Annotated in this window: 25 protein-coding genes; 15 read left to right on the forward strand and 10 right to left on the reverse strand. The window is 30.6% G+C overall.

Features of this window, described 5'->3' with window-relative positions; all coding sequences use genetic code 11:
- Window positions 1-100: 100 nt before the first annotated feature.
- The 6 genes from proC (at window position 101) to argH (ending at window position 6,184) form a co-directional block, all read left to right on the forward strand.
- The gene (proC, locus tag B5464_RS00480) at window positions 101-901 is read left to right on the forward strand and encodes a pyrroline-5-carboxylate reductase (RefSeq protein ID WP_079736749.1); all 801 of its coding nucleotides are present in this window, start codon (window positions 101-103) and stop codon (window positions 899-901) included.
- Window positions 898-2,028 (forward strand): aspartate aminotransferase family protein, encoded by a 1,131-nt coding sequence (locus tag B5464_RS00485; RefSeq protein WP_079736750.1) that lies wholly within the window; start codon window positions 898-900, stop codon window positions 2,026-2,028. Before proC ends, B5464_RS00485 begins: the two co-directional genes overlap by 4 nt.
- A complete protein-coding gene (locus B5464_RS00490; protein ID WP_079736751.1) occupies window positions 2,022-2,960 on the forward strand; it encodes an acetylornithine carbamoyltransferase in 939 nt (312 codons plus the stop codon). Before B5464_RS00485 ends, B5464_RS00490 begins: the two co-directional genes overlap by 7 nt.
- Window positions 2,953-3,735 carry an acetylglutamate kinase gene (argB, locus tag B5464_RS00495; protein WP_079736752.1) on the forward strand — a complete coding sequence of 261 codons (783 nt, stop codon included), beginning with the start codon at window positions 2,953-2,955 and terminating at the stop codon, window positions 3,733-3,735. Before B5464_RS00490 ends, argB begins: the two co-directional genes overlap by 8 nt.
- Entirely contained in the window at window positions 3,735-4,805 is a 1,071-nt protein-coding gene (locus B5464_RS00500; RefSeq protein ID WP_172830835.1) for a M20 family metallo-hydrolase, read from the forward strand. Before argB ends, B5464_RS00500 begins: the two co-directional genes overlap by 1 nt.
- A 101-nt stretch (window positions 4,806-4,906) precedes the next feature.
- A complete protein-coding gene (gene argH, locus B5464_RS00505; RefSeq protein ID WP_079736753.1) occupies window positions 4,907-6,184 on the forward strand; it encodes an argininosuccinate lyase in 1,278 nt (425 codons plus the stop codon).
- A gap of 59 nt (window positions 6,185-6,243) precedes the next feature.
- Here the strand turns inward: argH and B5464_RS00510 are convergent, their stop codons facing one another.
- From B5464_RS00510 to idi, 4 genes are all read right to left on the reverse strand, one after another.
- Window positions 6,244-6,840, reverse strand: coding sequence for a hypothetical protein (locus B5464_RS00510; RefSeq protein ID WP_079736754.1), 597 nt, complete (start codon window positions 6,838-6,840; stop codon window positions 6,244-6,246).
- A 1-nt stretch (window position 6,841) separates the two neighbouring features.
- Entirely contained in the window at window positions 6,842-7,636 is a 795-nt protein-coding gene (locus tag B5464_RS00515; protein ID WP_079736755.1) for a metallophosphoesterase, read from the reverse strand.
- A gap of 107 nt (window positions 7,637-7,743) precedes the next feature.
- Entirely contained in the window at window positions 7,744-8,157 is a 414-nt protein-coding gene (locus B5464_RS00520; protein ID WP_077809499.1) for a 6-carboxytetrahydropterin synthase, read from the reverse strand.
- On the reverse strand, window positions 8,150-8,668 hold the full coding sequence (idi, locus tag B5464_RS00525) for an isopentenyl-diphosphate Delta-isomerase (RefSeq protein WP_079736756.1): 519 nt from the start codon (window positions 8,666-8,668) through the stop codon (window positions 8,150-8,152). The genes B5464_RS00520 and idi overlap by 8 nt, the downstream gene beginning before the upstream one ends.
- Window positions 8,669-8,789: 121 nt before the next feature.
- Between idi and B5464_RS00530 the strand changes: the two genes are divergently transcribed.
- The 5 genes from B5464_RS00530 (at window position 8,790) to B5464_RS00550 (ending at window position 14,572) form a co-directional block, all read left to right on the forward strand.
- Window positions 8,790-9,479, forward strand: coding sequence for a peptidylprolyl isomerase (locus B5464_RS00530; RefSeq protein WP_079736757.1), 690 nt, complete (start codon window positions 8,790-8,792; stop codon window positions 9,477-9,479).
- 44 nt (window positions 9,480-9,523) lie between these two features.
- Window positions 9,524-11,116: a peptide chain release factor 3 gene (locus B5464_RS00535; protein ID WP_079736758.1), complete on the forward strand. Its 1,593-nt coding sequence runs from the start codon at window positions 9,524-9,526 to the stop codon at window positions 11,114-11,116.
- Window positions 11,117-11,119: 3 nt separating this feature from the next.
- Window positions 11,120-12,703, forward strand: coding sequence for a hypothetical protein (locus B5464_RS00540; RefSeq protein WP_079736759.1), 1,584 nt, complete (start codon window positions 11,120-11,122; stop codon window positions 12,701-12,703).
- Window positions 12,704-12,755: 52 nt separating this feature from the next.
- A complete protein-coding gene (locus B5464_RS00545) occupies window positions 12,756-13,688 on the forward strand; it encodes a peptidylprolyl isomerase (RefSeq protein WP_079736760.1) in 933 nt (310 codons plus the stop codon).
- Between the two features lie 149 nt (window positions 13,689-13,837).
- Window positions 13,838-14,572, forward strand: coding sequence for a flavodoxin family protein (locus B5464_RS00550; protein ID WP_079736761.1), 735 nt, complete (start codon window positions 13,838-13,840; stop codon window positions 14,570-14,572).
- Window positions 14,573-14,624: 52 nt separating this feature from the next.
- On the opposite strand, the gene leuB is transcribed toward B5464_RS00550, so the two are convergent.
- The 4 genes from leuB to leuC form a co-directional block, all read right to left on the reverse strand.
- Entirely contained in the window at window positions 14,625-15,680 is a 1,056-nt protein-coding gene (leuB, locus tag B5464_RS00555; protein WP_079736762.1) for a 3-isopropylmalate dehydrogenase, read from the reverse strand.
- Window positions 15,681-15,751: 71 nt separating this feature from the next.
- A complete protein-coding gene (locus B5464_RS00560; RefSeq protein WP_079736763.1) occupies window positions 15,752-17,272 on the reverse strand; it encodes an alpha-isopropylmalate synthase regulatory domain-containing protein in 1,521 nt (506 codons plus the stop codon).
- A 27-nt stretch (window positions 17,273-17,299) separates the two neighbouring features.
- Entirely contained in the window at window positions 17,300-17,899 is a 600-nt protein-coding gene (gene leuD, locus B5464_RS00565; protein ID WP_079736764.1) for a 3-isopropylmalate dehydratase small subunit, read from the reverse strand.
- 88 nt (window positions 17,900-17,987) lie between these two features.
- A complete protein-coding gene (gene leuC, locus B5464_RS00570; RefSeq protein WP_079736765.1) occupies window positions 17,988-19,388 on the reverse strand; it encodes a 3-isopropylmalate dehydratase large subunit in 1,401 nt (466 codons plus the stop codon).
- Window positions 19,389-19,783: 395 nt separating this feature from the next.
- Here leuC and B5464_RS00575 point away from each other — a divergent pair, with 395 nt between their 5' ends.
- The 4 genes from B5464_RS00575 to B5464_RS00590 all read left to right on the forward strand — a co-directional run bounded on the left by B5464_RS00575 (window position 19,784) and on the right by B5464_RS00590 (window position 21,873).
- Window positions 19,784-20,461 (forward strand): lipopolysaccharide assembly protein LapB, encoded by a 678-nt coding sequence (locus B5464_RS00575; RefSeq protein ID WP_079736766.1) that lies wholly within the window; start codon window positions 19,784-19,786, stop codon window positions 20,459-20,461.
- A gap of 3 nt (window positions 20,462-20,464) precedes the next feature.
- Entirely contained in the window at window positions 20,465-21,001 is a 537-nt protein-coding gene (locus tag B5464_RS00580; RefSeq protein WP_079736767.1) for a YfiT family bacillithiol transferase, read from the forward strand.
- A gap of 64 nt (window positions 21,002-21,065) precedes the next feature.
- Entirely contained in the window at window positions 21,066-21,527 is a 462-nt protein-coding gene (locus B5464_RS00585) for a DUF962 domain-containing protein (protein WP_077809514.1), read from the forward strand.
- Window positions 21,528-21,531: 4 nt separating this feature from the next.
- Entirely contained in the window at window positions 21,532-21,873 is a 342-nt protein-coding gene (locus B5464_RS00590) for a tRNA-binding protein (RefSeq protein ID WP_079736768.1), read from the forward strand.
- 8 nt (window positions 21,874-21,881) lie between these two features.
- Here the strand turns inward: B5464_RS00590 and B5464_RS00595 are convergent, their stop codons facing one another.
- Both B5464_RS00595 and B5464_RS00600 read right to left on the reverse strand, forming a co-directional pair.
- On the reverse strand, window positions 21,882-22,040 hold the full coding sequence (locus B5464_RS00595; RefSeq protein WP_077809516.1) for a YqaE/Pmp3 family membrane protein: 159 nt from the start codon (window positions 22,038-22,040) through the stop codon (window positions 21,882-21,884).
- Window positions 22,041-22,162: 122 nt separating this feature from the next.
- Window positions 22,163-24,661, reverse strand: a complete 2,499-nt coding sequence (locus B5464_RS00600; protein ID WP_079736769.1) for a M14 family metallopeptidase — start codon at window positions 24,659-24,661, stop codon at window positions 22,163-22,165.
- Window positions 24,662-24,715: the final 54 nt, after the last annotated feature.

Genomic DNA, 24,715 nt, shown 5'->3' on the forward strand with positions numbered 1-24,715 from the left:
CGTTAGCGATTGAAGTGGCATCCTTTTTTTGTTGCCACATATGGCAAAAAAAGATATAACGGAAAGCGCGACCTTTAGGTAACGCCCAAAAAAAATAAAAATGAAAATAGCAATTATAGGTACAGGAAATTTAGGAAAATCTATTGCAAAAGGTTTAATTACCAACAATGCAATTACTTCTTTATACCTTACAAAAAGAAATATTGATGGTATTGCAGAGTTTGAAGGATACACAAACGTTTTTTTAACTACAGACAATATTACCGCTGTAAAAAATTCTGATATTTTAATTTTTGCAGTTCAACCTGCACATTTTGAAAGAATTTTAAGAGATATAAAACCTTATTTAACAGAAAAACATGTAGTTATTTCTACAATAACTGGTTTTTTAATTCCGCAAATAGAAGAAGAAATTGGTGCTGATAAATTTATAATTCGTGCAATGCCAAATACGGCTATTGCAGTTGGTAAATCTATGACGTGTATGTGTAGCAACCCACAAGGTGAAAAACGTATTAAAATTGCAGAAGCTATTTTTAATCGGCTAGGACATTCTTTAAGTATTCCAGAAAGTCAAATGCAAGCTGCAACCGTGGTTTGTGCTAGCGGAATCGCTTTTTGGATGCGTCTAATTAGAGCAACAACTCAAGCTGCTATTCAGTTAGGTTTTGATGCAAAAGAAGCGCAAGAATTGGCAATGTTTACTAGTGAAGGCGCTGCAAATTTATTAATAACTAACGGCAATCATCCAGAAGAAGAAATTGACAGAGTTACAACACCAAAAGGTTGTACTATAGAAGGTTTAAATGAAATGGAACATAAGGGTTTGAGCTCTTCTTTAATACAAGGTATGGTTGCTTCTTTTAACAAAATTAATAACATTAAAAAAGAACAAATATGAGTTTATTTAATGTATATCCATTATTCGACATCACTCCTGTAAAAGCTAAAGATGTATATGTTTTTGATGAAAACAATACAAAATATTTAGATTTATACGGTGGTCATGCAGTAATATCTATTGGGCATTCGCACCCAAAATATGTAGCGGCAATATCAGAACAAGTTTCTAAATTAGGTTTTTATAGCAACTCGATTCAGAACCCGTTACAAAAGGCATTAGCAGAAAAATTAGTTTCGTTTTCTAGTTGCAAAGATTATGAATTATTTTTATGTAATTCTGGTGCAGAGGCTAATGAAAATGCTTTGAAACTAGCCTCTTTTCATAACCAAAAGAAAAAAGTTATTGCATTTAAAAACGGATTTCACGGTAGAACTTCTGCTGCAGTTGCAGCAACAGACAACGCAAAAATTATAGCACCAATTAACGCACAACAAGAGGTAGAAATTTTAGAATTAGGCGATTTAGTTGCCTTAGAAAAAGCATTAGCTAAAAACGATGTTTGTGCAGTAATTATAGAATGTATACAAGGTGTTGGTGGTTTAGATGAAAGTAATACCGATTTTTATGAAGGCGTAGATCTTTTATGTAAAAAATACAATACTTGTTTTATTGCTGATGAAGTACAATCTGGCTTTGGAAGAACAGGAGACTTTTTTGCTTTTCAAAAATACAATGTAACACCAGATATTATTTCAATTGCAAAAGGTATGGGAAACGGCTTTCCTATAGGTGGTATTTTAATTCATAAAAACATTAAAGCTTCTTATGGTTTATTGGGTACAACTTTTGGCGGAAACCATTTAGCATCGGTTGCTTCTTTAACTGTTTTAGAAGTTATAGAAGAAGAAAACTTAATGAAAAACGTCAAAGAAATCTCTGCTTATTTTTTAGAAAAAGCAAAAGAAATCTCTGAAATTAAAAATATTAAAGGTCGTGGTTTGATGCTTGGTTTAGAGTTTGATTTTCCGATTGCTGAACTGCGTAAGAAATTAATTTTTAATCAACAGATATTTACAGGTAGCGCAAAAAACCCTAATTTATTAAGAATATTGCCACCTTTAACAATTAAAAAAGAACACGTTAACGCATTTTTTAATGCTTTAAAAATAGAATTATCATGCTAAATTATACTTCTATCGATGATATTGAAAATATAAATTCTTGGATAAAAGAAGCCCAAGAAATAAAGGCAAATCCCTTAAAAAATAAAGATTTAGGTAAAAATAAAACTTTAGGTTTATTATTTTTTAATTCTAGTTTACGTACACGTTTAAGCACGCAAAAAGCAGCTTTAAATTTAGGAATGGATCCGATTGTAATGAACGTTTCTGGCGATGCTTGGGGAATTGAGTTTGGAGACGGTACAATTATGAATGGTAGCACTGCAGAACACATTAAAGAAGCTGCAGCTGTTGTTTCTCAATATTGCGATATTATTGCGGTAAGAGCTTTTCCGAGTTTAACAGATAAAGAAAAAGATGAATCTGAACAAATTTTAAAGTCTTTTGTAGAATTCGCTTCTGTACCAATTGTTAGTATGGAAAGTGCAACTGGTCATCCGCTACAAGGTTTAACAGATGCAATTACTATTGCAGAATTTTCAACTAAAAAGAAACCCAAAGTAGTCTTAAGTTGGGCGCCACATATTAAGGCTTTACCACATGCAGTTGCAAATAGTTTTACGCAAGCAATGCATAAAATGGATGTTAATTTTGTAATTGCAAATCCTAAAGGATACAATTTAAGTAAAGAAATTACTAAAAACACTCCTGTTTATCACAACCAAGAAGAAGCATTTAAAGACGCCGATTTTGTATACACAAAAAACTGGAGTTCTTATGAATCTTATGGCGAGGTTTTAGATGTAGAAAATAATTGGACCATTACTAAAGATAAAATTGGTAATGCAAAGTTTATGCATTGTCTACCTGTTAGAAGAAATGTTGTTGTAGAAGATGCTGTGTTAGATTCTGATGCTTCTTTGGTAATAGAACAAGCTAACAACAGAACATATGCAGCGCAATTAGTTTTGAAAAAAATTCTAGAAAATGCTTAAAGAAAAACTATCAATCATAAAAATTGGAGGAAATATTATCGAAGATGAAACATCTTTGGCTGCTTTCTTAAAACTTTTTTCCAATTTAGAAGGGAATAAAATTTTAGTTCATGGTGGTGGTAAACGTGCTACAAGTGTTGCGTCTAAATTAGGAATAACTTCTAAAATGATTGATGGTAGACGAATTACTGATGCCGAAACTTTAGAAGTTATTACTATGGTTTATGGTGGCTTAGTTAATAAAAACATTGTTGCAAAGCTACAAGCTTTACAAGTAGATGCAATTGGTTTAACTGGTGCAGATATTAATAGTGTTAAATCTGATAAAAGACCTATCAAAGAAATAGATTTTGGTTATGTTGGTGATGTTAAAGAAATAGCCTCTAATTCTATAGATAAATTAATTAAAGCCGATTTTACACCTGTATTTTGTGCAATTACGCACGATGGAAATGGACAATTATTAAACACAAATGCAGATACAATTGCAAGTACAATTGGTGTTGGGATGAGCAAAATCTATAATACATCTATTTACTATTGTTTTGAATTGAATGGTGTTTTACAAGATTTTTCTGATAAAGAATCAGTAATAAAAAATATCGATACTGAAACATATCAAAATTTACTAAAAAACGGAATTATCTCAGACGGAATGATTCCGAAATTAGACAATTGTTTTGATGCTTTACAAAATGGTGTCCAAAAAGTTCATATTGGCAATACAGCCATGTTCACTAAAGAAAACAACAACTTCACAACTATAACTTTATAATGATTTCTATTGAAAAATTAACAGAAAAAGCAATATCACTTTTAAAAAATCTGATTGAAACACAATCATTTTCATCCGAAGAAGACCAAACAGCAACTCTAATAGAAAATTGGTTTAAAGAGTTTGAAATTCCTTTTAAAAGAACAAAAAATAATGTTTGGGCAACCAATAAACATTTTGATGATAGCAAACCTACATTACTATTAAACTCGCATCACGATACTGTAAAGCCAAACTCGGCATACACAAACGACCCTTTTAAAGCTTTTGTAAAAGATGGTAAATTATTTGGTTTAGGTGCTAACGATGCTGGCGGTTGTTTGGTTTCTTTAATAGCAACTTTTACAAAATATTACGCTTTAGAAAATTTAAAATATAATTTAGTTATTGTTGCGTCTGCAGAAGAAGAAAGCTCTGGACCAAACGGATTAAATAGTATGTTGCCAATAATACCGCATATAGATGTTGCTATTGTTGGTGAACCAACATTAATGAATTTAGCAGTGGCAGAAAAAGGATTGGTAGTTTTTGATGCAGTAGTAAAAGGTACACCAAGTCATGCAGCTCATCCAAATAATAACAATTCAATTTACAATACAATAGAAGTTTTACAGTGGTTTAAAGAGTTTAAATTCGAGAAATCTTCGGATGCTTTAGGCGATGTAAAAATGACAGTAACTCAAATAAATGCAGGTAAACAACACAATGTTGTTCCTGCACATGTAGATTTAGTTATAGATGTTCGTGTAAACGATGCGTATTCAAATCAAGAAATTGCAGATATTTTACAAAGCCAATCTCCTTGTACAGAGATAAAACCAAGAAGTTTACGATTAAATTCATCTTCTATATCTTTAAATCACGATTTAGTAAAAGCAGGTATAGCAATGGGAAGAGAAACTTATGGTTCTCCTACCCTATCAGATCAATCTGTGTTAAGTTGCCAATCTTTAAAATTAGGTCCTGGCGATAGCACGCGTTCTCACTCTGCAAATGAATTTATATATGTTGCAGAAATTGAAGAAGGAATACAGATTTATATCGAATTACTAAATAATGTAATTGTTTAAAATTATATAATCGTCATTACGAAGAAATATGACGAAGTTATCTCTTCATTAATGATAAGATTGCTTCAAAACATTCACTATGACATCAAAAAATAAAAATTATGAAACTTTGGGATAAAGGGTTTTCAATAGACAAACAAATAGAAAATTTTACAGTTGGTAATGATAGAGAAATTGACATTCATATTGCAAAATATGATGTACAAGCTTCTTTGGCCCACGCAATAATGCTAGAATCTATAGGAATTATTTCTACGGATGAATTAAAAGACCTTAAAAAAGGTTTAGAAGAACTGGCAACAGATATAGAAAACGGAACATTTGTGATAGAACCTTCTTTTGAAGATGTTCATTCTAAAATCGAATGGGAATTAACCAATAAACTAGGTGAAATCGGTAAAAAAATTCATACAGCTCGTTCTAGAAACGATCAAGTTTTAGTGGCCTTACACTTATACTATAAAGAAAATTTAGCCATTGTAAATGATAAAGTAAAAGCTCTTTTTGATACGTTATTAAATTTAGCTGATACACATAAAGAGTTATTATTACCTGGTTATACGCATTTACAAGTTGCAATGCCATCATCTTTTGGGTTGTGGTTTTCTGCTTATGCAGAGTTATTAATTGATGATGTTTACGTTTTAAATGCAGTTTCTAAAGTTGTAGATCAAAATCCTTTAGGTTCTGCTGCTGGTTATGGTTCTTCTTTTCCAATAGATAGAGAGCTAACTACTAAAGAATTAGATTTTGCAACATTAAAATATAATGTTGTAGCTGCGCAATTAAGTCGTGGTAAAAGTGAACGTTCTATTGCTGCTGCTTTGGGCGGATTGTGTAATACAATGGCTCGTTTTGCGATGGATGTTTGTTTGTATATGAGTCAGAATTTTGGATTTATCACTTTTCCTGATGAATTAACTACAGGAAGCAGCATTATGCCTCACAAAAAAAATCCTGATGTTTTTGAATTGATCCGTGGAAAATGTAATAAAATTCAGGCTTTACATTCAGAAATGTTATTGATTACAAATAATTTACCAACAGGTTATCATAGAGATTTTCAATTATTAAAAGAAAATATTATTGCTGCTTTTGAAGATGTAAAAGATATTTTAGACATTTTTAATTATGCGATACAACAAGTAATTGTAAAAGATATCGATTTAAATGACGAAAAGTATCAATATTTATTTACCGTAGATTCTATTAATAATTTGGTAGTAGAAGGCATGTCTTTTAGAGAAGCTTATCAAAAAATTGGCGGTCAAGTTCAAGAAGGAACTTACAAACCAGATTTAGGAAAACAACATTCGCATGTTGGAAGTATCCATAATTTATCCTTAGAAAAAATTAGAGAAAAATATCCTAAAAAATAAATCAAAAAAAAACCTTGTTTACTAAATGTAAACAAGGTTTTTTTTATTTTAAATGTATTTTATAAATAGAAATTTACACCAATACTTGCACTAAAAGCATCACCAAAGGAAACTTCTTTAGAAGTTATGGCGTACCATAAATAGGTTTCTACAGTACCAACTTCTGCATAAAAATCTGCTCCACTAAATATTCTCTTATTCTTAAATTCTTGATGTACTAATCCGCCACCAAAAAGTGTAAAATGAAATGCGTTTGGCACGTAATAATCTTCAGGATAAATACTAGGCAGAGAGGTAAACGAATTTGTACCAATTTCATATGATAAAGCAAAACCTGCAATTGGTGTAATTGTTAAGTTTTCGCTTATTTTTTTTCTATAAATAGGAAACGTGTTTTTGATTGTTAATAAATGAATTCTGTCTGCTTTAGAAACGGATTCTGGCACATAACCATATAATAATTCTGAATACAAAACTTTATCAAATAACTGATAACCTGCACCTAAAGAAATCATACCAATATTACCTGCAAATTGCGCTTTAACATAATCTGGTACATACCAAGATTTATTTTTAACCGTTTTTTCTTCTTGTGCTATTGTTTTACCAACAAACATTATCAGCATTACTGCCGTAAATAATTGTTTAATTTTCATGTTACTTTAATTCTATAAGTTCAATATCAAAACTGTCTTGTTGTACGCTTATAATTCCGTATTCTGGTTTTTTAAGTGCCGGAATTACTAAATAGTTTACATCACCTTCTTCATAAAAATATCCGTGTGTATGGCCATGCACAGAAAGCGCAACATTATTTTGTTTTAAAATAGTATTGTACTGGTTTTTCATTTCGTCTGGTAAATCATTACTAACAACAATAGGAATATGAGAAAAAGAAAATACTTGGTTGTAATTTGCATTATCGCTTAACTCGTTAGACAACCATTCAAAATCAGGATCTTTATTACTTTCCCAAATAATGTCGTCAAACATTACAAACTTGTTATTATTAAATTCGAAAGAGTAATTGTAATCTCCAAACATTTCTTTGTAAATCAATGCTCCTTTAGAGTTATAATCATGATTACCAATTACAGTAAAATAAGGTTTATTTAAATTTTTCATGATATCATAAAAAATTTCAAACTCTTTTAAAAGTGCTTGATCTGCAATATCACCACCAAAAACAACAAAAGCAATATCTTCTCTATTATTGATATCTTCTACTACAGATCTTAAGTTATTATAGAAATAATGAACATCTGTAACAAATGCGAATTTAAAATCTTGATTATTTTGCTCTAATTCTGCTAAAAGTTTTAAGTTTTTTGCTGTTGTATTTTTTTCTGAACTATTTACTCCTGCTTCATACACACTGTATTCAAAAAGATTTTCGCAAGCAATAAATATTGTAATAATGCTTAATAGCATTACTAGTTTAAAATTTTTCATTTTATTAAATTAATATATGATTTTATAAATGTTTAATTCATTAACAATTCTAATAGACGCTGCTATTAAAAAAACTTACAGAATTAAAAGTAAAGTTATGTACGCTGTTATTCTCCGGAATAACTTACAAAGTTTCTTGGGGTTTCGTACAACGTAATTTTTAAATCTAAATTAGTTGGTAATAACTTTCTTAACTTATTGTAGGTAACAACACAAATGTTTTCTGCTGTAGGATTTAATTCTTTAAATTCTGGTACTTCTAAATTTAAATTTTTGTGATCGAAACAGTCTTCAATTTCAGATTTTATATGATTTCTTAAAATTCCTAAATCATAAACATAACCAGTTTCTTTATCAATTTCACCAGTTAAAGAAACAATTAACTCGTAATTATGACCATGAAAATTAGGATTACTGCATTTACTAAAAACTTCGAAGTTTTTATCGTCGCTCCAATCTTTTCTGTACAATCTATGTGCAGCGTTAAAATGTGCTTTTCTATGAACTGTAACTTTAGGCATTTGTTAGTTTTTCGTAAGATTTATCAAAAATAATTTTAAACCACTCTGTATAATTCGTAGGATTTTCTTCGATGTCTTTTTTAACATCATCTAATAACATCCATTTGTAAGCTTCTACTTCTTCTTTATTAATATTGGGTGCATCGTTATATTTACCAACCATAACATGGTCTAATTCATGTTCTGTTAAGCCGTTATCAAAAGGTGCTTTATAAATAAAAGAAAAAACTTCTTTTATATCTGTTACAAAACCCATTTCTTCTTGCAATCTTCTTTTACCCGCTTCTAGGTTACTTTCTCCTTCTCTTTGATGTGAACAACAAGTATTTGTCCATAACAATGGCGAGTGATATTTAGATGCTGCTCTTTGTTGTAGCATTAACTCTCCGTTATCATTAAAAACAAAAACCGAAAAAGCTCTGTGTAACAATGCCTTTTCATGTGCTTCTATTTTTTCCATTAAGCCTATTTGCTTATCGTTTTGGTCTACTAAAATTACTTGTTCTTTCATTATTGCAAAAATAAGGAATACAAGTATCAATAAATCATAAAAATTGATTAAAAACTATAAGATTTTTCTATTCTTTTATATTGATGATTTATATTTGACATTTAAAATGAACTTTTACTCTATGAAATTTTACTTTAAGTTAATATTTTTTATCGCTTTATCTTCTCTATATAATTGCAGTAATTCTGAAATTAAAAATGATAAGAAAAAAACCAAAACAAACATTAAACAAGTTGTAGAAAAGAAAGTAGAAAAGCGTTGGGATAGTTTAAACAAAACAAATGTTGAAGCTTTTTTTACAGAATATGGCAAGCAAAACAAAGAGAATAAAGTCATCATAAAAACCAAATTTGGTAATATTAAACTTCGTTTGTACGATGATGTGCCTATACACAGAGCTAATTTTATCTTTTTAACAAAACTTAAATATTTTAATACAACAGTAATTTATCGAGTAGCAAGAAACTTTGTAATTCAAGGCGGTAACTCAGATGAAACTTATACACATAATCAAAGAAGATTATACGGCAATTATTTAATTAAACCCGAATTTAAAAGTAACCGAAAGCATAAATATGGTGCTTTAGCAGCTGCAAGACAGTGGGAAAAAAATCCGAATAAATTATCGAGTCCTTTTGAATTTTACATGGTACATAATAGAAATGGTGCACATCATTTAAACAACGAACATACCGTTTTTGGTGAAGTAATTTCTGGTTTCGACACATTAGATAAAATTTCTAGAGTAAAAGTTGGTGTAGATGAATGGCCTGTTGAAGATATTAAAATGACAATAGAAATTTTAGATTGATATTTCTCTTTGTAAAACCTATCTTTGCACCTCAAATTTTGTAGATGAGTTTTTTAGAAGAAATAGCACGTAGAAGAACATTTGGTATTATATCGCATCCAGATGCTGGTAAAACAACATTAACGGAAAAGCTTTTACTTTTTGGTGGTGCAATACAAGAAGCAGGTGCTGTTAAAAACAATAAAATAAAAAAAGGTGCAACTTCAGATTTTATGGAGATTGAACGCCAACGTGGTATTTCTGTAGCCACCTCTGTACTGGCCTTTATTTATAAAGATAAAAAGATAAACATACTAGATACGCCTGGGCACAAAGATTTTGCCGAAGATACTTTTAGAACTTTAACTGCAGTAGATAGCGTTATTGTTGTAATTGATGTTGCAAAAGGTGTAGAACCACAAACCGAGAAATTAGTTGAAGTTTGTAGAATGAGAAGCATACCAATGTTGGTTTTTATCAATAAATTGGATAGAGAAGGAAAAGATGCTTTTGATTTATTAGATGAAGTAGAACAAAAGTTAGGTTTAACAGTAACTCCTATGAGTTTTCCTATTGGAATGGGATATGACTTTAAAGGGATTTACAATATTTGGGAGAAAAAAATTAATCTTTTTTCTGGAGACAATAAAACTTCTATATCCGAAGGTGTTGAGTTTGATGATTTATCAAACCCAGAACTAGATAACATAGTTGGTGAAACTGCAGCAGAAACCTTGCGTGAAGAAATAGAATTGATAAGCGAGGTGTATCCAGAATTTGATAGAGATGAATACCTAAATGGTGCTTTACAACCTGTATTTTTTGGATCTGCTTTAAACAATTTTGGTGTAAAAGAATTATTAGATGCTTTTATAGAAATTGCACCGGCACCACAACCTAAAAAAGCAGAAGAACGTTTGGTAGATTCTAAAGAAACAAAACTTACTGGGTTTGTCTTTAAAATTCATGCAAACATGGATCCTAAGCATAGAGATAGACTTGCGTTTATTAAAATTGTATCAGGAACCTTCAAAAGAAACTCTCCTTATTTACATGTTAGAAATGGTAAAAAAGTAAAATTTTCTAGCCCGAATGCATTCTTTGCAGAAAGAAAAGAAATTGTAGAAGAATCTTTTCCTGGTGATATTGTTGGTATTCACGATACTGGTAATTTTAAAATTGGAGATACATTAACTGAAGGAGAACAATTAAACTTTAAAGGAATACCTAGTTTTTCTCCAGAACATTTCCGTTATGTTAATAACGCAGACCCAATGAAATCTAAACAATTATACAAAGGTTTAGATCAGTTAATGGATGAAGGTGTTGCTCAATTATTTACGTTAGACATGAATGGTCGTAGGGTAATTGGTACTGTAGGTGCATTACAATACGAAGTTATTCAATATAGATTAGAACACGAATATGGTGCAAAATGTACCTATGAGAATTTACAAGTTCATAAAGCATGTTGGGTTGAACCAGAAAACCCTAAGAATGATGAATTTAAAGAGTTCAAAAGAGTTAAACAGCGTTATTTAGCAAAAGACAAGCAAGGTCAATTGGTGTTTTTAGCAGATTCTGAATTCACAATTCAAATGACACAGAGTAAATACCCAACAGTTAAATTACATTTTACAAGTGAATTCAAAAATTAGTTTATGAAGAAAATTGTATTACTGCTAATCTTATTGTTCACCTTTAAAACCTATTCGCAAAATTATAGTATCAATGATTTAAAGGGGAAAGAGTTAAAAAACAGTATTCGTTTAAATTATATATTAATAGACCAACCAGATATTACATATAATTATGGTGATGGTACTACATATAAATTAGACCCAACAATGGGTTTATTCGGGTTAAACTATAATATTCCTTTAACTGATTGGCTTTACACTGGTGCAGGTTTTCATGGTGCCGTTTATGGCGATCAAGGCGGATTATTTACTTTGGGTGTAAATCTTGGGGTTAATAAGAAAATTTATAAAAATTTATATTTTGATGCAAATATTCACTTTGGTGGTGGTGGCGGATTTAGAAGTTTAGTAAACGGTGGCGGAATTATTTACCCAAATATTGGCTTGCAATACAAAACAGATAAGTTTGCTTTTGGTTTACAGTATGGTAATGTAAACTTCTTTACAGGTATTCAAAAAGGAGATAATATTTCTTTTTTTGTAGAAATACCTACAACAGTTAGAGCTGCTTCTTACAAAGATGCGCAAGAAAGATTTGAAGTAGAAAATACTTTTAGTGATTCTTTTTGGCAAAAACCAGCTGTAAAAAGTGTACAACAAATTACATTTGATTACTTATTTCCTGTTGGATCAACTAGAAATGATGGTTTCGGAAACTTTAACAACACTACTCCTATTACACAAACATTAAGTCTAATAGGTTTCGAATATCAACGTTATTTAACAGAAAGTTCTTTTGTATATGCGCATCTAGATGCTATGTATGGTGGTTTAAGAGCTGGTTTTATGGATGTTTTTATAGGTTTGGGTAAAAATTTTGTGCAAACAAAATATGTAAATTTATTTGCCAAAGTTGGTATTGGAGCTGCAGGTGGTAGAGTTTTTCCAGAAGGAGGTTTAACAATGTATCCAAGTGTAGGTGCAGATTTTAAAATCTCAAAAAAGATTGGCGTAAGTCTTCACGGTGGTTATCATAGATCTGTTGGCGGAACTTTTGAAGCTTACACAGCAGGTTTTAGCTTAAAATATTACGGATTAAGTGGTGGTATTAAAGATCCTTATTCTTCAGAAAAAATTAAATCTATTAAAACTCAAGGTATTCAAATAGGATTTCAAAATCAGACCTATTATGATGTTGCAATTCTTGATAGACAAGATAATGATTTACAGTTACTAGCTGTAAAAATTAATTATGATATCAACAAACGTTTTTATGTGGCTGGTGAAGCTTCATTTGCTTATTTAGGAGGTGCTGGTGGATATGCTCACGGAATTTTTGGCCTTGGTATAAAATCTAATAAATTTTTAAATAATAATTTTTCACTATTCTTAGAAGCAGCTGGTGGTGTTGCCGGAGGTGGTGGTGTAGATTCTGGTGAAGGTGTTTTAATTAGACCAACTATTGGTCTTAATTATCATGCTTCAAAAGACTTTTCATTTCAAGTATCTGGCGGTCAAATGTGGTCTCCATTTGGTAATGTGAATTCTACAAACGTAAATGTTGGTATTTCCTACGGATTATCAATCTTAAATTCAAAAAAATAAATACAGTTTAAACTGTAAATAATAATAAAGTAAAATAATTAAATAATAAGAAATGAATAACGGAATCTATGCAAAATTCACTACATCAAAAGGTGAAATTTTAGTACAATTAGAACACGAAAAAACTCCTGGTACTGTAGGTAATTTTGTTGCTTTGGCAGAAGGAAATTTAGAGAATGAAGTAAAAGAGCAAGGTACACCTTATTATAATGGTTTAAAATTTCATAGAGTTATTCCTGATTTTATGATTCAAGGTGGTTGTCCTTTAGGAACAGGAACAGGTAACCCTGGTTATAAATTTGATGATGAATTTCACCCAGATTTAAAACATGATGCACCAGGAAAATTAGCTATGGCAAATTCTGGACCTGCAACCAATGGTTCTCAATTTTACATCACTCATGTACCAACACCTTGGTTAGATGGTAAACACACTGTATTTGGTTCTGTAATAGAAGGGCAAGATGTTGTAGATGCTGTTGCGCAAGGAGATGAATTAACTTCTTTAGAAATTGTTAGAGTTGGTGCAGAAGCTGAAGCTTTTAATGCTGTAGAAGCTTTTAGAACTTTTGAGGGTGCAAGAGAAAAAAGAGAAGCAGAAGAAAAAGCAAAACAAAAAGAGCTTTTAGACAGTGTTGCTGCTGGTTATGATGAAACTAAAAGTGGTTTACGTTACCAAATTTTACAAAAAGGTGAAGGAAAAAAGGCAACAAAAGGAGCTGGAGTTTCTGTACATTATAAAGGACAATTATTAGACGGAACTGTTTTTGATTCTTCTTATAAAAGAAAACAACCAATCGATTTTAATGTTGGTGTTGGTCAAGTTATTGCTGGTTGGGATGAAGGAATTCAGTTATTACAAGTTGGCGATAAAGCTCGTTTTGTAATTCCGTCTAATTTAGCTTACGGTGCTGCAGGTGCTGGTGGAGTAATTCCTCCAAATGCTACACTTATCTTTGATGTAGAATTAATGGACGTTAAGTAATTACATACTTATAATAATAAAAAGCCTCAATACATATTTTGTATTGAGGCTTTTTGTTCTTGTTAAAAAAGTTAATTTAAAATCATAACTATTTAATTTTCTTTATATTAGAAATAATTCATTTAATTAATCTAATAAATACTTCTATTATGAAAAAACCTAACTTTAGTAATTTAAAAGTTATATATGTTAATTGTACTTTAAAGAAATCTCCTGCCAAAAGTCACACCTCTTTATTAATGCAAGTTTCTAAAGACATTTTAAAAAAAGAAAAAGTAGATTTTGAAGAAATTAGATTTATCGATTATGAAGTAGCTAGCGGTGTTTATCCTGATATGACTGAGTATGGATGGAGTAAAGATGATTGGCCTATATTATTTAATAAAATAATTGATGCTGATATTTTAATTGTAGGCACGCCAATTTGGTTAGGAGAAAAATCTTCTGAAGCTCAAAAATTAATAGAAAGATTGTATGCTATGAGTGGTAATACAAATGATAAAGGTCAGTATTTGTTTTATGGAAAAGTTGGTGGTTGTATAATAACAGGAAATGAAGATGGAGTTAAACATTGTGCTATGGGCATTTTATATTCTTTACAACATGTAGGCTATTCTATTCCACCGCAAGCGGATGCTGGCTGGATAGGTGAAGTTGGTCCTGGACCAAGTTATGGCGATATAGAATGGAAAAATAAAAAATTAGAAAATCCTGTTGGTCATACAAGCGATTTCACAAATAGAAATACCACCTTTATGACTTATAATTTATTACATCTAGCATCATTATTAAAAAGTAACAAGGGATATCCAAGTTATGGTAATTCTAGAGAAGATTGGGATGATGGAGAACGTTGGAGTTTTGAAAACCCAGAATATAGATAAAGTAAAAAAAGCGTATTCAAAAGAATACGCTTTTTTTAAAACTCTAATTTTTTTATATGTTTTGAGACAACCAATCTCCTACCTCACTTGTTCCGAAAGCTTTACCTCCATCTGCTAAATCTTCGGTAACTATACCTTTATTTAAAGCACTATTTACGGCATCTCTAATTGCTTTACCTTCTTCTTGTAAACCAAAGTTTTCGAACATCATTGCTGCAGATAAAACTGTCGCCATTGGGTTTGCAATATTTAAACCTGTTGCTTGTGGATACGAACCGTGAATTGGCTCAAATAAACCAATATTAGAACCTAAAGAAGCACTTGGCATTAACCCCATAGAACCAGATATAACAGAAGCTTCGTCTGTTAAAATATCTCCAAATAAATTTTCTGTAATTAAAACATCATAACTATTTGGCCATTGTACCAAACGCATTGCAACGGCATCTACAAATTCATAAGAAACTTCAACTTCTGGATATTCTTTCTCCATGGCTTGTACAGTTTCTCTCCACAATCTAGAAGTTTCTAAAACATTTGCTTTATCTACACAGCAAAGTTTTTTACCACGAGTCATTGCTAATTCAAAACCTTTTTTTGCCAATCGTTGAACTTCTGCCCTAGTGTAAACACAATTATCAAAAGCAGTTTCACCTTCATCTCTTCTACCCTTTTCTCCAAAATAAATACCACCTGTTAGTTCACGTAAAAACACCAAATCTGTACCTTCAATTCTTTCTCTTTTTAAAGGAGATTTATCTAATAAAGAAGGAAATGTAAATGTTGGTCTAACATTAGCAAACAGACCTAATTTTTTACGCATTTTTAATAGACCTTGTTCTGGACGAACTTTTGCTGATGGGTCGTTATCAAATCTTGGATGACCAATAGCGCCGAATAATACAGCATCTGAAGAAGCACAAATTTCATGCGTTTCATCTGGATAAGGTTCTCCGACAGCATCTATGGCTGCAGCACCAGTTAAAGCTGGTCTCCAATTTATCTCATGATTAAATTTTTTAGCAACTGCATCAGATACTTTTACTGCTTGATCAATTACTTCTGGTCCAATTCCGTCTCCTGCTAATAAGGCTATATTTAATTTCATTTTCTATTTTCTATTTTGGCTCTTAGCTTTTGGCTCTTAGCTATATGCTAATTGCTAAAAGCAAAAAGCTATTATATAATATTTAACATTTTTTCTGTGGCTTTAATTGCAGATACTGTTTGATCTGAATCTAAACCATGTGTTATAAATTCTTTTTCTTCTCTTTGCCAAGTTATAATAGTTTCACACAATGCATCAGAATGACTTCCTGGAGGAATTCTAACAGCATAATCTATTAACTTTGGTAATTCTTTTTTACTATGTATTTTATATAATTTTTTTAATGCATTCATAAAAGCATCAAACTGTCCGTCTCCTTGCGCATGTGCTTCATATAAAATCCCTTCAACTTTTAATTGCAATGTTGTAGAAGGTTTCATTCCTTTTGCATGTCCTAAAACGTAGTTTTCGACAACTACACGTTTTTCTATGGTGTCGCTATCTAAAACATCAGAAATTATATATGGTAAATCTTCTTGAGAAACAATTTCTTTTTTATCACCTAATTCTATAATTCTTTGCGTTACTTTTTTTAACTCTTCATCATTTAAACTAAGTCCTAAATCTTGTAAATTCTTCTGAATATTTGCCTTACCAGATGTTTTACCTAAAGCATATTTACGTTTTCTACCAAAACGCTCTGGCATTAGATCATTAAAATAAAGATTGTTTTTATTATCACCGTCTGCATGAATACCTGCAGTTTGCGTAAAAACATTGGCACCAACCACAGGCTTATTTACAGGAATTCTAAATCCTGAAAAAGTTTCTACTAGTTTACTAACTTTATTTAACGCTTTTTCATTAACATTAACTTCACAATTATCTAAAAAATCATTAATAACTGCAATAACGCTTGCCATTGGTGCATTTCCTGCACGTTCACCCATTCCGTTAATTGTTAAGTGCAAACCATTTACACCAGCTTTAACAGCCTCCATAACATTAGCAACGCCTAAATCGTAATCATTATGTCCATGAAAATCAAAGTGCAACTTCGGATATCTTTCCCTTAAAGCTGTAACATATTTATAAGTTTCATCGGGAGTTAAAACTCCTAAAGTATCTGGCAATAAAACACGTTCTATCTTTTGATTTGTTAAAAAATCTAAATAAGCTAAAACATATTCTTTAGAATTACGCATTCCGTTAGACCAATCTTCTAGATAAACATTGGTTTTAATACCTTTTTTAGCTGCTAATTCTATTGTAGATGCAATATCTTTAAAATGTTGTTCTGGTGTTTTTTTTAATTGATGTGTAAGATGATTTAGAGAGCCTTTGGTTAATAAATTCTGAACTTTAGCACCAGATTCTAACATCCAATTGATAGATTTTCCACCATCAACAAAAGTTAACACTTCGATGTTTTCTAAAAAATGATGTTCTTTTGCCCAAGAAGTAATTTTTTTTACTGCTTGTAATTCACCTTCAGAAACTCTTGCAGATGCAATTTCTAAACGATCTACCTTTAATTCTTCAAGTAATAATTTAGCAATTGTTAATTTTTCTGAAACCGAAAACGACACTCCTGATGTTTGTTCTCCATCACGAAGTGTCGTATCCATTATTTCTATCTTTCTACTAACCATAGTATTTTTAACCTTTAAAAGTTATTCTTAAAATGGTCTAGTTTCTGCAAATGTAGAAATTTCGTTTTCGATGTTTTTTAAATAATCTATATCATCAAAACCGTTTAACATGTTATCTTTTTTGTAAGCATTAATTTCAAAAGATTCAGATTCACCAGTTGCTACCAAAGTAACAGTTTGACTTGGTAAATCTACTTTAATTTCTGTTTTAGGATCTGCCATAATCGCAGTAAATAAAGTATCTGCAAATTCTGGTGAAACCTGTACAGGTAAAACCCCAACGTTTAAACAGTTATTTTTAAAAATATCTGCAAATGCTGATGAAATTACACAACGTAAACCAAAATCATACACAGACCAAGCCGCATGTTCTCTTGAAGAACCCGATCCAAAATTTCTACCTCCTACAAGAATTTTAGAACCTGCATAAATTTCTTTATTTAAAGGAAAATCTGCTTTTGGTGTTCCGTCTTGATTAAATCTCCAATCACGAAAAAAATTGATATCAAAATCTTTACGCTCTGTAGCTTTTAAAAAACGAGCAGGAATTATTTGATCTGTATCTACATTTTCTGTTGGTAATGGATAAGCTGTACTTGTTAGTACATTAAATTTATCGTAAGCCATTGTTTTTATACTTTTAGCCTTTAGCAGTTAGCTATTGGCAATAATTAATAATTTTAAGCTAATGGCTAACAGCCAAAAGCTATAGCTATTATGCTGTTAATAATGTTCTTGGATCTGTTACAACACCTTCTACTGCAGATGCTGCTGCAACTAATGGAGATGCTAATAAAGTTCTAGATCCAGGTCCTTGTCTACCTTCGAAGTTTCTGTTTGATGTTGAAACTGATAATTTTCCTGAAGGAATTTTATCATCGTTCATTGCCAAACAAGCAGAACAACCAGGTTCTCTTAAAACAAAACCGGCATCATCTATAATTTTATCTAAACCTTCTTCTTTAATTTGATCTACAACTTTATGAGAACCTGGTACTAACCAAGCAGTTACATTCTCTGCTTTTTTTCTTCCTTCAACAATAGAACAAAATGCTCTAAAGTCTTCTATTCGACCGTTGGTACAAGATCCTAAGAAAACAAAATCTATTTCTTTACCTATCATTGCATCGCCTTCGTTAAAAGACATGTAACCTAAAGATTTTTTATATGTTTCTACGCCACCTTCTACATTTTCTGCGTTTGGTATCGATTTTGTAACTCCCATTCCCATACCTGGGTTTGTACCATAAGTAATCATTGGTTCAATATCTGAAGCTTCATAATTAAATTCTACATCAAACTCTGCTCCTTCTTCTGTATATAAAGTTTCCCAATATTTCATTGCTTTGTCCCAATCTGCTCCTTTTGGAGTTTGAGAACGTCCTTTGATATAATCGAACGTCTTTTGGTCTGGAGCAATCATACCACCACGTGCACCCATTTCAATAGATAAGTTACACACAGTCATTCGACCTTCCATTGTCATGTCTTCAAAAACATCACCAGCATATTCTACAAAATAACCGGTAGCACCAGAAGTAGTTTGTTTTGATATAATATATAAGGCAACATCTTTTGGCGTAACACCCAAACCTAACTTACCATTTACGTTAATACGCATTTTTTTAGGTTTTGGTTGCATAATACATTGTGTAGATAATACCATTTCTACTTCTGAAGTACCAATACCAAAAGCAATTGCACCAAAAGCACCATGCGTAGATGTATGCGAATCTCCACAAACAATAGTTGCTCCTGGCAAAGTAATTCCGTTTTCTGGACCAACAACATGCACAATTCCGTTATTTACATCACCTAAACCCCAGTGAGAAATACCATACTTTGCAGCATTTTTTTCTAAAGCATTTAATTGATTTGCAGATAAAGGATCTGCAACTGGTAAATGTTGATTTATTGTTGGTGTGTTATGATCTGCAGTTGCAAAAGTTCTCTCTGGATAAACAACACTGTTTCCTCTACTTTCTAATCCTAAGAAAGCTACAGGACTTGTAACTTCATGGATAAAATGACGATCTATAAAAAAAACATCAGGTCCGTCTTTTACGCTACGTACCACATGTGAATCCCATACTTTGTCAAATAATGTTTTTGCCATTTTTTTCTTTGTTATATTCAAACTATAATCTACTCTCAAAAATATAGTATTCCTTAAACTAAAAACTTTAAAATAAAATAAAAGCATTATACCCAAATGTTAAAGTCTTTTTTAACTATTTAAAATTCAGATATTTAAATCAAATTAAAATACGATGTCTAATATTTGAAAGTTTCTATCAATAATAATTATATAAAATAAATCCGAAGTGAAATACAAACAAACGGAATCATTTTTTACACCTTTAAAAATGAATAAATTAACTACATTTACCTTAAAATTATCTTTTAAAGCTATTTTACTATATTGGATATGTGAATTTTAAGAAAACTGATTATTGTTGTAACAATATCCTTCTTTGAATCGTCTTATCTCTAAAACTAACCAATTTAACCATGAAAAAATCTATATTAATTTTATTCTTACTTAGTTTATGTATCAGCTGCTCTTCTTCTAAAAATTCTGAAGAATTTATAAATAAAGCAGAAGGTCGTTATCTTTTTAATGCCAACGAAGTTTTAGAAGTTTACTTTAAAGAACAAGAACTTTATGTAAAATGGAGAGGTAGAGATGATATTAAACCTTTAAAGGTTAGTGAAAAATCTTTCTATATGAAAGAGATGAATGAAAAAATGATTTTTATAACAGAACCTACTATTCAAATTAAATTAGCAGAAAAAACTGAACATAAAGGTGTAAAGTATCATTTTAAAAAAATGGCTGCAAATGAAAAAACTCCGCATGAATACTTTGCGAATAAAGAATACAAAAAAGCACTAGAAGGTTACTTAAAAATTAAAACACAAGATTCTTTAAATCCTGTTATTAGAGAGTATGAAATAAACGGCATTGGCTATAGCTACCTTAGAGAAAAGGAATTTGAAAAAGCGATAGAGATTTTTAAAATTAATACTGTTTTACACAGCAATAGTTCTAATACATTTGATAGTTTGGCAGAAGCATATTTATCTACTAAAGATACTACAAATGCAATTGTAAACTATAAAAAAGCGCTATCAATTAATTCTGAAAATAAAGGTGCTTTAAGAAGCTTAAAAAAAATTACGAAATAGTAAATGGATTTAGAAAAATTAAAATATCCGATAGGGAAAACAAAACTACCAACTTCTATTACTGATAAAGATTTAGAAGAATGGATTTCTGTTCTAGAAAGATTTCCGCATGAATTAGAATTTTTAACCAAAGATTTATCCGATAATCAACTTGATACTCCATACAGAAAAGATGGCTGGACAGTTAGACAAGTAATACATCATTGTTATGATAGTCATCATAATTCTTACATACGTTTTAAATGGGCTTTAACAGAAGAAAATCCTGAAATTAAAGCTTATTTTGAAGAACGTTGGGCGGAATTACACGATACTAAATCTGCTCCAATTTCTTTGTCTTTGGACGCCCTAAAAGCTTTACATGCAAAATGGGTTTATTTATTAAAAGGTTTATCTAAAAAAGAATTATTAAGAAAATTTACGCATCCAGCTAGTAAAGACGTAATTACGCTGCAAGAAAATATAGGTATTTATGCGTGGCATTGTTTGCATCATTATGCGCATATAGAACAATTAATGCTAAGAGAAGGTTGGCAATAAAAAATGTAATATCTCATTTCTATAAAAATAACTATATTACGAGTTCTAATTTTATAGAAAAACAATGAAAAATGCACAACAATGGTTTGATGAATACGCTGTAAGTCATCAAAATGAAACAAATCAAATGGTACATTATATTTGTGTGCCTTTAATATTTTTTAGTGTTATTGGTTTATTAATGAGTATACCAACAACTTTTTTAGAAAATACAATTGGCCTTTATAATCCTTTAATCGAAAATTGGGCAGTCGTAATTGGTTTGGTTATTTCTCTTTTTTATTTACAATTAGGATTTTGGTATTTTGTAGAAATGCTATTTGTAATTTTATTATCGGTTATTGGAAATTATTGGTTAGGAAATAATTTTAATCTATTATATGCATCAATAACCATATTTGTATTAGCTTGGATTGGACAGTTTTGGGGACATAAAGTTGAAGGTAAAAAACCTTCTTTTGCCAAAGATTTACAATTTTTATTAATTGGACCGTTATGGGTAATTCAAAAAATAGGTAAAAAATAAAAAAATGCAGAACAAAGAAATAACTTTTGAAGACTTTTTAAAAGTTGATATAAGAATAGGTACCATTATAGAAGTTAACGATTTTCCGAAAGCGAAAAAACCCGCATATCAACTTAAAATAGATTTTGGTGCTTTGGGTATAAAAAAATCTAGCGCTCAAATAACTGATTTGTATACCAAGGAAGAACTTTTAAACAAACAAATTTCTGCAATTGTAAATTTTAAACCAAGACAGATTGCTAATTTTATGAGCGAAGTTTTAGTTATTGGTGTATATAATGTACAGGGAAATGTTGTACTTCTAAAACCTTCTAAAGAAATTAAAAACGGTGAGCAAATTTCTTAATTAAGCATTTATTTGTTTGGGTTATTTAAAATTACTAATGCTCCTATAACTCCAGGAATCCAGCCGCAAAGCGTTAATAAAAAAATGATAAAGAAAGATCCACAACCTTTATCAATTACAGATAATGGCGGAAAAATAATAGCAAATAATACTCTAAAAAAACTCATAATACAATTTTGTTGGTTCTATAATTAAGACGATTACCAATTAAAATTGTTACATAAAAAAAGTGATAGAAAGTTTAATAATTAAACTTTCTATCACTTTTTTATTTTATTATAAATGTAATTTACATTTTATCTCCAAAGAAAATAGCATTCATCAATAACTTATTTGTACCGTACCAAAATGCTCTAAAGTTGGTATTATCTGTAAATACAATTACTTTTCCTCTACCCATTCTTTGGGTTTTAAAAGGTATTGTTTTACCAATTACTTTGGCATTCTCTTTCGAAATATAACCACTTAATAACGGATTGCTTGTATATTGAATTGGGTTGTTATAGCTATTTTTATCGGCTTTAATAAACATGGTCGAATTTCTGAATAAAGCTACTTTATCATTTTTATAACCAAAGTTAACCGGATGTGATCTATCTATATCCGCTTCAAAAATTGCACCACCAATTACTTGTGCACCAGATTTTAAACTACGGTTTTCAAACGTTACATTTTCCGCAGGTGCAACTTCTGCATTTACAAATTCTAAGTTGATAAATTTACTTCTAGCCAACCATCTTGCCGTGTTTTTGTAACCAATTAAAACACCACCGTTTCTAACCCAAACTTTTAATTTTTCTTCTGCACTTTTACCTAAATTATAACTACTTGGTATAATAATAGAAGTGTATTTAGAAATATCTACTCTATTAAATCCTCTCATATCTAATCGCGTTAAAGCAATATCGAATCTTTGATCTAATAAATGCCAAATTTCTCCAGAATCATTTCCTGTTATTCCGTCGCCAACCAACATAGCAACTTTTTGCTTTTTAATGTTTCTAAAATTGTTGCTTCCTAAATCTATTCCTTCGTTTAAACCTGTTACAACACCATCCATAGAAATATTACTATTCTTAGCAACATTTTGTAAGAACACATATAATTCTGATGCGTTTAAACTTTGATTTTGAACCGGAATAAATACCGTTCCGTAATCATAAGAAGTATTTCCGTTTGTAAAGTTTTTCATAGAAACTTTTGCACGAATTCCTTTTTGTAAAATTTCATTTAACGCTTTTGGTGCATAATATTCGTTCCATGGCATTAAATATCCATATTCACTTTTAGAAGAAACAACACCTTGCTTCATCTTTAAATTTGTTATTTCTTTTCCTGCTTTTGATAAAGAAATGTTTTCTGCATAATCTACACCAAATGCATGGTTAAATGTCCAAGCAGAAACATCATAAAACAAACTATCTGCAAAAGAAGTTCTAACATCAAACATTGCTTTTACCAATCTTTGATTTTTTTGATTCATTGGTACAACGTAACTGTAACCTTTTCTAAACTTCTTTCCGTTTTGCGTAAAATCAGATTTTACTTCGTGAATTTTTATTTTCTGATTCTTTAAAACTTCTGCTAAATGAAAACTTTTTGCTGCATCTTTTTCATCACCAAAAACAATCGCTTTATTACTACCAGAATTTCTAGATTCTTTGTAAAAATCTTGCTGATATTTTAAAATTTTAACTCTCATTTTTCTACTTGCTTCTAAAGTAGATAGTGCTGCAGTAAATTGGTTTCTAATAGTAAACGGAAACGTTAACACTCCGTTTATTGTTTCTTGGGCATGACCTCTAGAACTACCTTGTTCAAATAAAATACCAATACTACCATTAATGTCTGGAAAAGTAGAACCTTTACCATAGTAAAAATCATCGTAACTTTCTTCAGAATAATATAAAGAACCTATTTTATCTAAAGCTTTTGCATGATAAGAACCTATTTCTTTCGTTAATTCTTGATTTAATTTTGGTGTTAACGGGTTTGTTCTAGAAGGAACTCCTGGTTGAAAAAAGAAACTAGAATTACTTCCCATTTCATGATGATCTGTTAAAACATTTGGCAACCATTTATGAAAAGTAGCTATTCTTGCTTTACTTTCTGGCAATTGCACAGGCAACCAATCTCTATTCATATCAAACTGGTAATGATTTGTTCTTCCTCTTGGCCAAATTTCTGAATATTCTCTGTCGTTTGGATCTGGATTTATATTTTTACTTCTGTTTGTATTTGCCCAATATGCAAAACGTTGCAATCCGTCAGGATTTAAAGAAGGGTCGAATAAAATTACAGTATTTTCTAGTAAATCGTCTATTTCACTTCCTTGCGCCGCAGCCAAATAATACGCAACTGCTAATGCAGCATTAGAACCACTTGCTTCGTTACCATGTATAGAAAAACCTTGATACACCACAATTTTATTATTGCTAACATCTACGTTACTATTATTTGTAGCTTCGATATGATTTTTTCTAATTTCTTCTAAATTTTGATGATTTTTAGGAGACGTAATTGTTAATAAATACAATTGTCTGTCTTCGTAAGTTTTACCTCTTTTCTCTATTGAAATTCTATCTGAAGAAGCCGCTAAAGCTTTCATGTATTCTGATAATTTATCATGAGTAATGTGCCACTCTCCTACTTCATGACCAATTACTGATGCTGGCGTAGGTATTGCTGAATTATAAGAAACGTCTTTAGGTAAATAATAAGATAAATCTACTTTTTGAGCAGAAACTGTTATTGAAATAAACAGGAAAAATAATATAATTTTTTTCATAAATTAAAAGTTGGTTATCTAACAAATATAAGGATTCGTTAATTTTAATGATAT

The organism is Polaribacter sp. KT 15, assembly GCF_900143115.1.
Lineage (GTDB): Bacteria > Bacteroidota > Bacteroidia > Flavobacteriales > Flavobacteriaceae > Polaribacter > Polaribacter marinaquae.